Genomic DNA, 14,671 nt, shown 5'->3' with positions numbered 1-14,671 from the left:
TATATCATTGATATATGAGCATAAACAATTATATTACAAATGTTTATTTTGATAAGTATTTTTTTATTTTTCTTATAGTAAAATTTAACTTGTTTATTACTATATTTTAGCACTAAATAATAATAAAACGTAAAATATTTTAAAAAATAGTTAAAAAGCTAATATCAAAAAAATTTAAATCTAAATAAATTATCAAAAATTATAAATTTAATTTTACAATATATAAACTATCAGTTAATTTTACAAAAAATTATTAATCAGACTTTTTACGATGTTTTAAAGCGTATCAAATTCCAAATCCAGCTGCAGCTATAGTTGGAATTAAAACTAGTGGAGTTACAATAGCTGCAACATTTGTTTTATTTTCATTTTCTTTTTTATCTAAGGTTTTTGGTTTTGGTTGTTTCTTTTGTTGTTTACTAATCTCAGTTGAAATTTCAGTAAATAATGCTTTTAAAGATGTAATATTTATTGCTTTATCAATTTTGTCTCTATATTGTTTTTTATCTAAAAGTTTTTCAAAAACATCTACTACTTTTTGCTTTTCATCATTATAAACATTTTCTGCTTCTGAGGCTAGTTTATTTAATTCGTCGGTTTTTTCATTATTATCGTTTAATCTCTTTAAAAATGCTTCATATTGTTTTGAACCATTTGTACTTTCAACAGCAGTTTTTGCTCTTTTTTTCGCTCTTGCTAAATCCTGGATTTTCTTTTCAGGTAATATTTTCTTATTTAATTCCTCTAAATCAGCAATATTTTTAACATTTTCAAATTTATCTTTAAAATCTTTTTTATCATCTAAACTATCTATGTTTGCTTTCACTTCGTTGCTTTTAGCTTCATATTCACCACCTGCTAATTTGATCAATTCATTAAATTTAACAATATCATCATTTGCTTCCATAAGCATTTTTTGATATTCATCATATTTAATTGAACCAAAAGCGCTTTGCACAGCTTTTGCGGCTCCGCTTTTAGCTTTTTCTAAATCCTCTGCTTCTTTAATTTGTTTAGCTTCTTCTGCTATTTTTTTAAGAGTTTTAATATCTCTAGCTTTTTTAAATTCCTCAAGTTTTTTATTTTTGTTGATATGAGAATCGATGCTATTAATAAGAGTTCTTGTTTTATCACTTTCTTCAAGATAAAGATTATTAGTTTCTTGTTTAAGTGCTTCTAGTTGTTCAAGCGTTACCGCTTGCTCTTTAAGTTGAATAGCCAATTTTTCACGTTGCTTATCTTTTTCTTCTTTAATGTCTATTTTGACAGACTTTTGATTAGCACCAAAATCTCTTCATTTTTTGTCGAATGCGTCTTTATCCACTTTCTTTTGACTAACAGTGTTGTCGTTTTTGTCTTTTATTGCAGCAAATTTAGAATTAAAATCATTATAATCGTCAGAACCATTTGTCTTATCAATAGAATTTTTCACTTCTTCTTGAACCTGTTTAATTTTTTCAGTCACTAAATCAGCATATACATCTCTTAAAAGTCCAACATTTCGAGCATTGTTTATTCTAGTTCTAAATTCATTTTCTTTATTTTTACTTTTTAGTTCTTCAAAAACTGCATCAACTTTTTGTTTCTCTTTAAGATAAATTGAATCAGAAACACTTATTAATTTCTTTAAAAATTCTGTGGTGCTTGTTTCAGAAACCTGTCTAACTAATGGCTTAATTTTTTCATTATATTCAGGAGAACCAAATGCTCTACGAGCAGAAAGCAATGCGTCATATATTATCTTATCATGCTTATTATCTTCTTCAACCTGTTTAGCTATATCGCTAACTAAATTTTCACCAGCTTTTTCTCTTATTTCATTAAGAATTGGTAGTGAATCATCTAACGTATTTTTATATGCAGGATCAGCAGTATTAGCACCTCTATCAACTTTAAATAACATTAATATTAAATCTTTTATTTCAGTGTTATCTTTATGTTTAATGAATAAATTAATTGCTTCAAAATGAGCTACCATCGTTCGCACTTGAAAAATGTCATTAGCCTTTGATAAAAATATACCGTGTGTTTCACTACTTTTTAAATCTTTTGTAATTTTGTCATTCGAATCATTATGTTTGCTTTTATATTGCTCTTTTAAATAAGAACCATAATTAAACTTTACGTCTTCTCATGGTTTTATAAATGACTTTCAAAGTTCATTGTGTGTTGCAAATAAATATATAGAACCTATATTTTCAAACTCTGGACCAAGTGAAGGAATTAAGTCTTTTAATTTTTCTTTATAAGGTAATTTATCAAGTTTTTGATCATTGACCCCTATTAATTTTTTCAAAATTCTATATGCAAATGTCATATCATAATGAGTTTTAAAAGCTTCAGCATCTCAATATAGTCCATAGCTATCTACATCATCATAATCATCATAGTCAGGTCGTTCTAAAGGTTTTGCACTATAAACATCACTATCATGAGCCAATATTTCCTGAGTATTTTTTGACTTTTTGGTCTCGCTTTTACCTTGAGCACTCACAACTAATGGTGCACTAGCAATAATAGATGCATTCAATAATAGACTTAACCTAAATTTCATAATTTCTCCTTATAAATTTTTATTTTGTTTTATTTAAAAATCATTATCTTTAACATTTTAAACTACAAAGGTTATAAATTATTATTAATAACTTTTTAAAGTTAAAAATAAAAACTTAATTCTAATTCAATTAATTTAATTTTATATATTAAAAAGATTTTTGTTTCAATATACTTTTATAAATAATATTTACTTTCATCACTTCTTACTTATTGATAATATTTTATAAAAAGATTGCAAAAAAAAAAAAAAAAATGTCTAGAAGTTTTGAAATAAAATTGATATTTTTCAATTTTAAAAATCAAATGTTCTTATTTATCTATTAAAAAATCTAACCCTAACAAATAAGGTTAAATTTTTTAACATCTATAAATCTAAATTAATTCTTGATACTTTTCTTACGGTGTTTTATAGCATATCAAATTCCAAATCCAGCAGCAGCTATAGATGGAATTAAAACTAGTGGAGTTACAATAGTTGCAACATTTGTTTTATTTTCATTTTCTTTTTTATCTGTGGTTTTTGGTTTTGATTGTTTCTTTTGTTGTTCGCTAATCTCATCTTCAATTTGAAGTTTTATTTGTTTTAAAGTTGCAATACTATTAGCATTTTGGATTTTTTCTTTAAATTCGTTCTTTTTAAAATTTGTGTCACTTAATTTATTAAGTTCTATTTGAACTTCTTTAAGTGCATTATTAAATTCTTCTTTTGCTTTTTCGGTTATTTTCTTTAATTCTTCAATATTTTCCCTATTTTTTTCAAAATTTTTCATTTGTTCTTGGTGTTTTTTAGAACCTTCTATTTTTTTAATAGCGTCCGCTGTATCTTGCCTTGCTTTTTCAGTTGAAATCTCAATAAATAATGCTTTTAAAGATGTAATATTTATTGCTTTATCAATTTTGTCTTTATATTGTTTTTTATCTAAAAGTTTATCAAAAACATCTACTACTTTTTGCTTTTCCTCATTATAAACATTTTCTGCTTCTGAGGCTAGTTTATTTAATTCGTCGGTTTTTTCATTATTATTGTTTAATCTCTTTAAAAATGCTTCATATTGTTTTGAACCGTTTGTACTTTCAACAGCAATTTTTGCTCTTTTTTGCGCTCTTGCTAAATCTTGGATTTTCTTTTCAGGTAATATTTTCTTATTTAATTCCTCTAAATCAGCAATATTTTTAACATTTTTAAATTTATCTTTAAAATCTTTTTTATCATCTAAACTATCTAAGTTTGCTTTCACTTCGTTGCTTTTAGCTTCATATTCACCATTAGCATCATTTATAAGCGCTAGTAGCTTAGTGGTTTCTCCATCGAAAGTTATTCTTCTTTTCTCATATTCATTATAATTCTTAGAACCTTTTGTTCTTTCAACAGCTTTTTTAGCATCAGCTCTTGCATTTAAAAGATCTTCGTTATTTCTAATTCTTGTAGCATTTTGAGCTAATGATTTTAACTCAGTAATATTTTTTGCTTTATCAACTTTTTTTAACTCTTCATCTTTAAAATTTTTTTCAAGAATTTTATTTATTGCATTAAGGGCCTTTTGTTTTTCATCCAAAAATTCATTTTCCACTTCTTGTTTAAGGGCTTTTAGTTGTTCAAGTATTACTTCCTGCTCTTGGATTTGAACTTCCAATTTTGCACGCTGTTTTTCCTTTTCAACTTTGATATCAACTTTATTCATAATTTGATTAGCACCAAAATCTTTTCATTTCTTCTCAAAAACTTCCTTATCGGTTCGTTTTTGCTTTTCACTCTCAGCATTTTTGTTTCTTATAGCATCAAATCTATTTTTAAAGTCATTATAATCATTAGAACCACTTGTTTTCTCAACTAAAGAAGCCATCTTTTCTTGAAACTCTTTAATTTTTTGAGTTGTTATATCTGAATAAATATCTCTTAGAATACCAACGTTACGCGCATTATCAACTCTATCTTTGAATTTATCCTTATCTTTTAGCTCTTCATAGATTCCAATAACTTTTTGTTTTTCACTAAGATAAATAGAATCAGCAGTATTTTTTAACTCTTCTAATAACTGTTGCGTACTTGAGTTTATAACTTGCTTAACTAATCGAATAATTTTATTAAATTCTAAAGACCCGAACGCTCTACGTGCAGACAATAATGCATCATACTTTAATTTATCATATTTATTTTCTTCTTCAACTTCTCTCTCTAATTGTTCAATAAGGCTCTCTTTTGCTTCTTCTTTTAGTTGTCTAAATATTGGTAAGGTATCTTTTAATGTATTGTTATATTCGATTGAACCAGTATTAATTCCACTTTCTACCTTAAATATTTTTATTAATAAATCCTTAATTTTTGTATTATCCTTATGCATAACGAATAATTTGATTGCTTCAAAGTGAGAAACAAATGTGCGAAGTGCAAAAATGTCGCTGTTTTTTGTATCGAAATCTTTAAATGTTGCTAATGTTCTAAGGTCATCAGTAACTTTTGAAGTACTATCAACATTCATTTTTTTAAATTGTTTTACTAAATAATCGCCATAATTAAATTTTACATCCTCTCATAATTTAATAAAAGTGGTTCAATATAAAAGATTATGAACTGAAAACGTATATGTTGATCCAAGATCATCGAACTCAGTTTCTTTAAAAACATTAAATTCTTTTAATTTTTCCTTATAAGGTAATTTATCTAGTTTTTGACCTTCAAAGTTAATTAATTTTTTTAGAATTCTATATGCAAATGTCATATCATAATGAGTTTTAAAAGCTTCAGTATATCAATAAACTTCATAGCTGTCTACATCATCATAGTCATCATATGTAGGTACCGGTGGCACCATTGTGTTATAAACATCACTTTTATGAGTCGATAATTCTTGAATAGTTTTTGAACTTTTAGTCCCGGATTTACCTTGAACACTTACCGCTAATGGCGTACACACAATAATCGATGCATTCAATAATAGACTTAACCTAAATTTCATAATTTCTCCCTATATCGTCCTTAGTTTACTTTAAAATAATTTATAAATAATATTTACTTTTGTCGCTTCTTGCGCAATGATATTATTTTATAAAAAAGATTACTAAAAAAAAAAAAAAAAAGTTGAATTTTTTTCATCCTTATTAGTGTTTTAATTTATAATTTTTCAATGTTTAAAAGAATTAAAAAGCCTAAAATTGGTATTATAGTTGAATATAATCCTTTTCATAATGGACATATATATCAATTAAAATGAATTAAAAATAAGTTTCCTGATTCTAAAATAATTATTGCAATGAGTCATAAATATTCTCAACGCGGTGAATACATTTGCGTAAGTTGATGAAAAAGAAAACAAATAGCTAAAAAATATGGAGTCAACAAATTCATTAAACTTAAAGAACATATTTCAACCCAAGCTGCTCATATTTTTGCAAACGAGGCAGTTTCTTTATTGAACAAAGCTAAAATTGATTATTTAGTTTTTGGTTCAGAAACAGAAGATATATCTGTTTTTATAAAAGTCGCTAAACTTTTAAAAGAAAATAAGACCGAATATGACATACTAGTTAAAAAATATTTAAAAATGGGCGGAAATAGTTTTCCAAAAGCATCAGCTCTTGCTCTATCTGAATTAACTAATGAAAATTTTGACAAGCCAAATGATATTCTAGGAATTGAATATGTAAAAAGCATCATAAATAATGATTTTAAAATTCAACCTGTTTGTTTAAAAAGGACTATTGAGTTTCATTCTGAAAATACTTTAAATGAATTTGCTTCTGCCTCAAAAATTAGACAAATGATTAAAGAAAAACAAGATATTTCTAAATATACACCATTAAAAATAAAAAAAATTAAACTAATTGAAGATACTTATCCAAAATTTCAAAAATTTATTTCAAAAACACCGGCTAACAAAATAGCTCAATACAAACTCATTGATGAAGGGATGGAAAATCTTTTCAAAAAACACATAAACCAACCAACTTATCACGATTTTATTGAGGCTTGCATTAGTAAAAGATATACAAGAAATCGTATCAAGAGAGCTTATTTATCTGTTTTTTTAAAACAAAGAAAAAATAATCGCTAAACAAATGTTTAGTGATTATTTATTTTCTTGTAAATTCGATGTTTGATATGGTAAAAACATTTTTGCACCTAAATAACGAACTTTATTAGTGATATTAATATATTCAACATATTCATAACCATCAAGTTTAATGATTCTTATTAAAAATCCCTTTAAAATTTTTATAAACGAATATCTAATATAAACCCTTCTAGCAAAAGGAAATTTTCATTTGTTTCTTTTTTGATTTAATATTGTTAATATCTGATTATTAATAAATTTTATATAATCAAAGTTATATAAAATTTCATTTGTTTTTAATGCATTATTAAAAACAAAATTAAATGCTAATTTATGATTATTTAAAATAATGTGATTTAATAAAGTCTTTATTTGTTCAATTTTGAAAATGTATTCGCCATTTTCAAAAACTAAATAATCAAATAAATCATAGTAAAAAACATTATCACCTTGTAAATGTGTTCCTAAAATATTTTGAATAAGTGTTGTACTTGGCTTTTTTTTGATAATCTTTTTATCAATTGAAGTTATCAAATTTAAAAGCTTAAAAATTGATAGCTCTTTATCAGTGTTATATGAATAAATACTAGATTTTGTTTCTTTTTTAAATAATGAAATGATATTATCAATCACTGTTAATTTACTTGGTTGTTCTTTAATTGGTATTGTTTTTATATGATTCTCAATATTATTAAAAACAAAACCACTTACAAAATATTTTGTTGAAAAGAATCAATATAAATTCATTAAGTCTTTATATAACATCGAATCCTTTTCGTTTTCATTTTCATCTATAATAATATTTTTCGTATACATCAAATTACTGAATTCTAAATTAAATGTTTCGCTTAAATTTTCTTCACTATTCTCCTTATTTTTATTAATCTTTTTATTAATATCAAATGAAATTGATGAAATATTTTTAAAATCAATAATTTGAAGTATTTCACCATATTTAAAATCAACAATACTCTTAGCAAATTTTTTTAAACCTTTTCTTCTTTTTTCAATGTTATTAAAAAACTCATCTGTCTCATTAATTGAGAATGAAAAAGTATTAGGTAATAAAATATTAAATTTAATATTTCTTTGATTTAATAATGCACAATATTCCAATAAATTTTTGAGATACTCTGTAAATAATTTATCATCATATGTTTCAACTATTCTATCATCTATAATAAAGAAAACTTCATCATTTAAATTATCACTAGAAGTTTTTGATAAGAAACATTTCAAAAATTTCATTTACATCTCCTACATAACTTTTTATTTTTACATCAATTTCTGCTAAATCATAAGTTATTTTCTTTATTTTAGTTATTCCATAACGTTTTAAAACTACTGATAGTTTTTTTATTTTTCATTCTGGCACTTTCATTTTAGAGCATATTTCATTAGTGTTTAAACCTATTTTTACTAAATGGTAATAAATTAAACAATCGCTAAATATAGAATTTATTTGATTTAACAATAAATATATTTCATCACCTTCCGAAGTTCTTTCAAGATATTTATCATATATTTTTTTTAGGTCATATGTTTCAATTGAATTAAGAAAAGAAAACGCTTGATTTTTGGAATATTTGGCAACAACATTCTCTATTAAATCATATGAAATTTCTTTATAATTTGAGATTAAATTTTCAAACTCATTCATTATAATTTCAAGATTATCAGGCATTTTTTCAATAAAAGTTTCAATATTAATATAGGAAATTTTTATATTATGACTTTTAGCTAAAATATTAAGTTGTTTAATTAAAGCGTCCTTTTCAAGTTTTTTAGACTCAATTATTTCTGCTTTCTTTTTTAAAAATGTTGTAAATTTATTATCAATCAATTTACTAAAGTTGCATACAAAAATAATTTCATCTAAAATATTTGAACTTAAAAATTTAATATATTCATCGGCTATTTTATCTTGTTTCTTATTAAATTTCGAAATAGTTAATAGTTCAAAGTCATTAATAACTATTAATTTCTTATTAGAAAATAATGGTGGATTAGATATTTTTTCTAAAAGTTCACTAAGATCTATATTGTTATCAAAAACCAAAATATCAATATCTAAATACTTTGCTTTTTCTTTATTTAAATTTTTAGTAATAAAAAACTTTTCAGATCCATATATTAACTTCATAATTGAATTATATTTTATTTTACCTTTTTATCTATAAAATGACCAAAAAATATGAAAATAGATATTGTCCAAATTATAGTATTAATAACTAGGGAGTTCTGAATTATTATTTGATAATTAACTAAAATATTTAATAAAAACTCTAGAAAGTTAATCAAAACTCTTGGTATTAATGGAAACAAAATAAATATCGTTAAGTTAAGATATAAAATCTCAATCAAAGGCATAAATAATATTCCCGCCACATATGAGGTTAAATTAATCCTGTCTTTTCAAATTAATTGGATCGAGATTGAAAGAATTCAAATATAAAAATATGAAATAATTTTATCTAGTGCTTTTGACTTATCAAAAATTTTTTTAATTAAAAATGACAATATAAAGCTCAATCAATAACCAGCATTTAAAATATTAATATTCGAGGTAAATAAAAAAGAAGATCCAAAAACTAATAAAAATTTATAATTAGTATTTGCCTGATATTTTTTTAATACCAGCCCAATTATAATCGCAAAAAATGCTCTATTTACTGAAATTGTTTTAAAACATAATGCTCAATAAACTATTATTATAATAATTGGCATAAATTTAAAACGTTTTTTAAAAATATTTGTAAAAATTAAAAAAAGTAAGTTAAAATGCATTCCACTTATTATCACTAAGTGAATTATTCCAATTTGACTAGACTTTTCAAAAATTTCCCGATTAAAATCTAATGAAAAACCATATAAAATAGGAATTATTTTAGTTTGATATATTTCATCAATACTTCTTAAAAAATTAAATAAAAAATATCTAAAATCATAATTATTAAGTATTTTATATTCATAAACTCTATTTATTATTTTGTCATTTATTTCTGCATTTAATCATATTTTTTCTAAAATATTAGTTTCGTTTAATGCTATCATTTTATTATTAAGATAAAACTTTTCATTATTAACATTTATTAATGTTAGATTGTACTGAGACATAGAAAAAACTCAATAAGTATTCGCACAATAATTTAATAAAAATTTTTGAATGTAGTGCTTAATCAAATAGATTGAAAACATCAAAATTAAAAAAATTATGAATGATTTTCGATGTTCTTTATAAAAAACCAAAATAAATAATGATATCAATAATGCAAGTACAACAAAAAACCATCATAAATTAAGAATAAAAATAACTAAAAATGAAAAAACTAAAAAATATGAAAAGTAAATTAATTCAACTCTAAAAAATTCTTTAATTTTTCTAAAGTCTTTTCACCAATGCCTGAAATTTTCTCAATATTTGCTCATGAAGTCTTTATTTTCTCCCTACGGTGTTTTAATAAAGAAATTAATATTTTCTTAGATATTCCTAATTTACTTAATTGATTAATATTTTCAAAATATATCCACTTTAATTTATAGTTTTTATAAGGAACTACAACTTCAGAGTTTTCTGGGACATAATTATTCAATTTAAAGATTTCTATATTAGCATTTTCACTTACTTTTGCAATGAAAAAAAGTTCACGATAGGTAAGTTTTTTAAGCGACTTATGAACCCCTATATGTTTTGCAGCACCAGAAATTTTATAATAGTGAATATCATTTTTTTCATCTGGATTTATTTTCTTAATATTCATTGTTTTATATTTATCGATTAAGAAAATAGTTCCTGCCATTCCTAACATAAATAAAAATATAAAAAATAGTTTCAATAGATTTTTCTTCACATTAAATTGATATTTTATTTATTAAAAAGAACTAAAAATGAAAAATGCACTATTTCTAGTGCATTAAAATCATGCATAAACCTTTTTAGGAATTGTTCTAGAACTTACATAATTTTTGTAATATGAATTATTAAAAATTATTCCCAAAAACATAAAATATATATATCAATTTATGAAAAAACCTACCGCAAAAAAGAATGCCACAGCTGAGCCAAATTTATCATATGATATTAATTTATGCATATATGTATAAACTATAACTAATAAAAATGATGGAATGGTAGAAATTAATGCTCCACGGTATGAATCTTTAAATTTCATCTTAAATGATGGAGTAGTTTTGAATAATACTAAAAATAAACTTAATATAAAACCAAATACAAATAATAAATAAACAAAATCACCTAAACCTTTTGCATTATTTCCAAATTTTAATCAAATAGATGTTTGAATAAAAATATTTAATGTACTAAATGCTCAAAGCAATAATGACACCATAACAACAATTCATAAACCTTTTAATTTATTTCCCCAATATGAACCAATTTTATTGTGTGAAAAAATATAATTATATGCTGAAATTAATTTACCATATCCACCACTTGAAATATACAATGATGGTAAAGCAATAAACGATCCTGGTAGTAAATCATAAAGTTTATATAATGTTCCTGTTTTAGCTTTAATATCTACTGAAAAATATAAATTTCCACCTGGAATAAATTTATCAAAAATAACTGTATTAAATAAAGTTTGAAAATAATTTTGTTCAATTCCTGGTGCTTTTTCTCTTGCTAAAGGTAAGACAAAATTTTTAAAACTAGGTATAGAATCATTAATAGTATAGTTCAAAAATGTAACAATATATATAACAGGAACAAATGAGATTAAAATATAAAAAATTGTCGATAGTCAAATAAAATTAAATTCCTTTGTTGCGTAACTATCATATACTTTATGTACAAGTTTAGTACGCTTTATTTTTTCATTTGGGTTTTTTGCAATAATCAAAACAGAGGCAAAAATGGCAATAATACTTTTTAAAATTTTTTCATAAAGCTTACTTATAAATGCAAAACGTTCAGGATAAATTATATTTGAATAAAAATCTCTTAAATATGACAAATTGTTTTTTTGCCTTAGCAGTTTCTTATAACTTCTAGTTTTATTATTTAAATTTAGCATCTAATATCCTTAATAATATTTCATTAGAAAGAACCGGATTTATTTGACCACCTGTTTCTTTCATTAAATTTCCTAATATAAATTTCACCACTTTTTCAGGTCTATCAGGGTACTCGATAACTATGTCTTCATTTGTGAAAATAATCGCATTTAATTTAGATTCAATAAGTTTTGGATCTGAAATTTGTTCAAGATTATATTCTTTTAATAAATCTCTTATTTCCCCGTTAAAATTAACTAAAAGAGGGATTAATTTCTTTAAAGATTTACCAGAAATTATTCCCTGGTCAAGTAGAATGATGGCTTTTGAAATATTTTCAGTATCAATATTTAATTCATATGCTTTTTTAGATTTTGAATTAGCTAATGACACAACTTCAGCAAAGAAAATCTTAGAAAGTTTTTCTTTATCTGGGTACTGAATATTATCAAAATATTTCGATAATTCTATATCATCAATTAAACTTTGTATATAAATGTTCTGAATTTTCTGCTCATAATATCTTTTTTCTTTTTCATTTGGTAATTCAGGTAATTCAATTGAATCAACAAATTCATTTGAAAGTTTTATAAAAGGAATATTAGGTTCAGGAAAATATTTATATTCAACGGTTCCTGTTTTAACTCTCATTGTTTTATTTACATTTAATTGATCATCAAATCTTTTAGTTTCTTGTTGAATTATTTGACCAGTTAAAATTTTTTCTTTTTGAAGTTTTATTTCATATTCAATGGCTCTTTCAATATTAGATAGTGAATTAAGATTTTTTATTTCAACTTTCGTTCCCAAAATTTTCGAACCAAATGGCCTTAATGAAATATTTATATCTGCTCTTAAACTACCTTGCTCTAATTTTCCTTCTGAAATCTCTAATGTTGAAACAGTTTTTTTAATCATATCAACATAAGCAGATGCTTCCTTAGCGCTTCTTAAAACAGGGAAAGTAACAATTTCAATCAATGGAATACCTGCACGATTATAATCAAGTTTTGTCCCATCTTCATCATGATATTGTCTTGCTGTATCTTCTTCAAGATGAATTCTTTCGATTTTGATTTGTTTAATTTGATTTTGAATCTTAATATCAATTACACCATTTTTTCCTATTGGTCTAAAAAATTGAGTAATTTGATAACCCTTAGGCAAATCAGGATAAAAGTAATTTTTTCTGTCAAAATGCAATTCAGTATCAATTTCCATATTAAGAGCTTTCGCTAATGCGATTGCATATTTGACAGCTTGCTTATTTACTAATGGCAATGTTCCAGGATAAGCTAAATCAATTTGATTGGCGCAAGTGTTTGGTTCAGCATTAAAATCTATTTTGGATGCAGAAAACATTTTAGTTTTAGTTTTTAATTCAACATGAATCTCAATTCCAATTACTACCTCAAAATTATTCATTAATTTCTCCTATTAAACATTCTACATATTCACTAAAGCCCAAAAGCTTCTGATCTTGATATAATTTTGCATCAATTGCAATACTAAATGATAAATTATCTTTTTTACCCATTGGTATAGTTATTGAGGGATTTCCGACTAAATTTGAACCAGTTAAAATGAAATCAATTACTCCATTATTAATTGATTCTTCAAATAAAGGAGCAATACCATAACTAGCAGGATAAATCATAATATCAAAACCATCCATAATTTCATTATAATAATTCTTAATCAGTCTTCTTGCTTTTTGCGCCTTAATAAAAATATCTTTTTGGTTTTCTTCATAAAGAAAATAACTACCTAAAGATAATCTTTCTTGAACCATTTGGCCAAATTTTTTAGATCTTGTTTTTTTGATTATGTCTTCTCATGAATCAGCTTCAATTCGGTCGCCAAAAGCAATTCCATTTAAATTAGAAAGATTTGAACTTGCTTCTGAAAAAGAAATTATTTGATAAACAGGTTTTATCAAACGTAAAATTTTTAGGTTAGGTTTTATAATTGAAACATTGACGCCATTTGATCTTAGATGTTCAATTACATTATGAAATTGTTTATTAACACTTGGATCAATTTGATCAGAAAAATCTAATGCAACAATATTATTAGGTTTAGTTTTAACAACATTTTTAATTTCGATATCCTTTGAAGTCATATCATTATGATCTTTGCCAAATAAAACTTCAGATACAACAATAGCATCATTAACATTATGAGTAAAATATGCAACAGTATCCAATGATGAAGCATAAGCATATAGCCCATAACGACTTATTGCGCCATATGAAGGTTTAAAACCTACCTTACCAATAAATGATGCTGGCAATCTTACGCTATCACCTGTATCACTACCGATTGCAAAGGAAATATTTTCACTAAAAGTAGCTGCAGAACCTGATGAAGAACCCCCAACATATCTTTTTGGATCATTTGGATTAGTTATTAACCCATAAGCACTATATGTTCCTGTTCCCCCTAACGCCAATTCATCTAGATGCATTTTTGCAATAATATTTGCTCCTGAGTTTTTTAATTTTGAAATAATAGTCGCATCATACCCAGGAATAAATCCTTCTAAGATTCTACTTGAAGCTTTAGTTTTTGATTCAAACATTGCGTAATTATCTTTAATGGTGATGATAGAATTAGATAATACACCATCATTTTTATTTAAATCATTTAATTGAAAAAGTTCAGCAACAGCATTATTGTTATCTTTTTTTAATTCATTATATGCATTCGCATAATTACCTAAAACTTTTAATTTTCTCATCTTATTTCACCACCTTGTTTAAGGTTACAAAATCATTATCACTTTTCGCTGCATTTGATAATATAGTTTTTTTATTAATGCTATATGAATCATCCTCAATATCATCCCTTAAAAAATCAATTTGGTATGATTCATCAATATGTGTCATTGGCTCAAGATTATCTAAATCAACTTCATCAAAAAATCTTAAATTTTTTTGTAATGTATTTCAATTTTGCAAAATATTTTCAATTACTTTATCAGTAGGAATCATCATTAAAGAACTAACAATATTTACCAACTTTTCTTTACTAATTGTTTTCATATT

11 protein-coding genes are annotated in these 14,671 nt (G+C 24.2%); 1 reads left to right on the top strand and 10 read right to left on the bottom strand.

The features are described 5' to 3' along the window. Nucleotides 1–253 precede the first annotated feature (253 nt). Together EXC48_RS02000 and EXC48_RS01995 are read right to left on the bottom strand one after the other, a co-directional pair. On the bottom strand, nucleotides 254–2,554 hold the full coding sequence (locus EXC48_RS02000; RefSeq protein WP_129720571.1) for a hypothetical protein: 2,301 nt from the start codon (nucleotides 2,552–2,554) through the stop codon (nucleotides 254–256). Nucleotides 2,555–2,933: 379 nt separating this feature from the next. Then, on the bottom strand, nucleotides 2,934–5,513 hold the full coding sequence (locus tag EXC48_RS01995; protein WP_129720570.1) for a hypothetical protein: 2,580 nt from the start codon (nucleotides 5,511–5,513) through the stop codon (nucleotides 2,934–2,936). A gap of 168 nt (nucleotides 5,514–5,681) precedes the next feature. On the opposite strand from EXC48_RS01995, the gene EXC48_RS01990 reads away from it, so the two are divergent. Next, nucleotides 5,682–6,608, top strand: coding sequence for a nucleotidyltransferase (locus tag EXC48_RS01990; RefSeq protein WP_129720569.1), 927 nt, complete (start codon nucleotides 5,682–5,684; stop codon nucleotides 6,606–6,608). Nucleotides 6,609–6,623: 15 nt separating this feature from the next. On the opposite strand, the gene EXC48_RS01985 is transcribed toward EXC48_RS01990, so the two are convergent. The 8 genes from EXC48_RS01985 to EXC48_RS01950 form a co-directional block, all read right to left on the bottom strand. Beyond that, a complete protein-coding gene (locus EXC48_RS01985) occupies nucleotides 6,624–7,856 on the bottom strand; it encodes a hypothetical protein (RefSeq protein ID WP_129720568.1) in 1,233 nt (410 codons plus the stop codon). Next, nucleotides 7,819–8,751, bottom strand: coding sequence for a DNA polymerase III subunit delta (gene holA, locus EXC48_RS01980; protein WP_129720567.1), 933 nt, complete (start codon nucleotides 8,749–8,751; stop codon nucleotides 7,819–7,821). The genes EXC48_RS01985 and holA overlap by 38 nt, the downstream gene beginning before the upstream one ends. A gap of 14 nt (nucleotides 8,752–8,765) precedes the next feature. Further along, nucleotides 8,766–9,725: a ComEC/Rec2 family competence protein gene (locus tag EXC48_RS01975; protein ID WP_165035629.1), complete on the bottom strand. Its 960-nt coding sequence runs from the start codon at nucleotides 9,723–9,725 to the stop codon at nucleotides 8,766–8,768. A 233-nt stretch (nucleotides 9,726–9,958) separates the two neighbouring features. Beyond that, the gene (locus tag EXC48_RS01970; protein WP_015287187.1) at nucleotides 9,959–10,459 is read right to left on the bottom strand and encodes an MAG0490 family ComEA-like DNA-binding protein; all 501 of its coding nucleotides are present in this window, start codon (nucleotides 10,457–10,459) and stop codon (nucleotides 9,959–9,961) included. A 63-nt stretch (nucleotides 10,460–10,522) separates the two neighbouring features. Next, on the bottom strand, nucleotides 10,523–11,644 hold the full coding sequence (locus tag EXC48_RS01965) for a YhjD/YihY/BrkB family envelope integrity protein (RefSeq protein ID WP_015287186.1): 1,122 nt from the start codon (nucleotides 11,642–11,644) through the stop codon (nucleotides 10,523–10,525). Next, nucleotides 11,628–13,049, bottom strand: coding sequence for an Asp-tRNA(Asn)/Glu-tRNA(Gln) amidotransferase subunit GatB (gene gatB, locus EXC48_RS01960; RefSeq protein WP_015287185.1), 1,422 nt, complete (start codon nucleotides 13,047–13,049; stop codon nucleotides 11,628–11,630). The genes EXC48_RS01965 and gatB overlap by 17 nt, the downstream gene beginning before the upstream one ends. Further along, nucleotides 13,042–14,364, bottom strand: a complete 1,323-nt coding sequence (locus EXC48_RS01955; RefSeq protein ID WP_129720564.1) for an amidase family protein — start codon at nucleotides 14,362–14,364, stop codon at nucleotides 13,042–13,044. Before EXC48_RS01955 ends, gatB begins: the two co-directional genes overlap by 8 nt. A 1-nt stretch (nucleotide 14,365) precedes the next feature. Continuing rightward, nucleotides 14,366–14,668, bottom strand: coding sequence for an Asp-tRNA(Asn)/Glu-tRNA(Gln) amidotransferase subunit GatC (locus EXC48_RS01950; RefSeq protein ID WP_041593761.1), 303 nt, complete (start codon nucleotides 14,666–14,668; stop codon nucleotides 14,366–14,368). Nucleotides 14,669–14,671 lie beyond the last annotated feature (3 nt).

Origin of the sequence: Mycoplasmopsis cynos (assembly GCF_900660545.1) — a bacterium.
Taxonomy (GTDB): Bacteria; Bacillota_I; Bacilli_A; order Mycoplasmatales; family Metamycoplasmataceae; genus Mycoplasmopsis; species Mycoplasmopsis cynos.
This window is presented reverse-complemented; position numbering and strand designations above follow the sequence as displayed.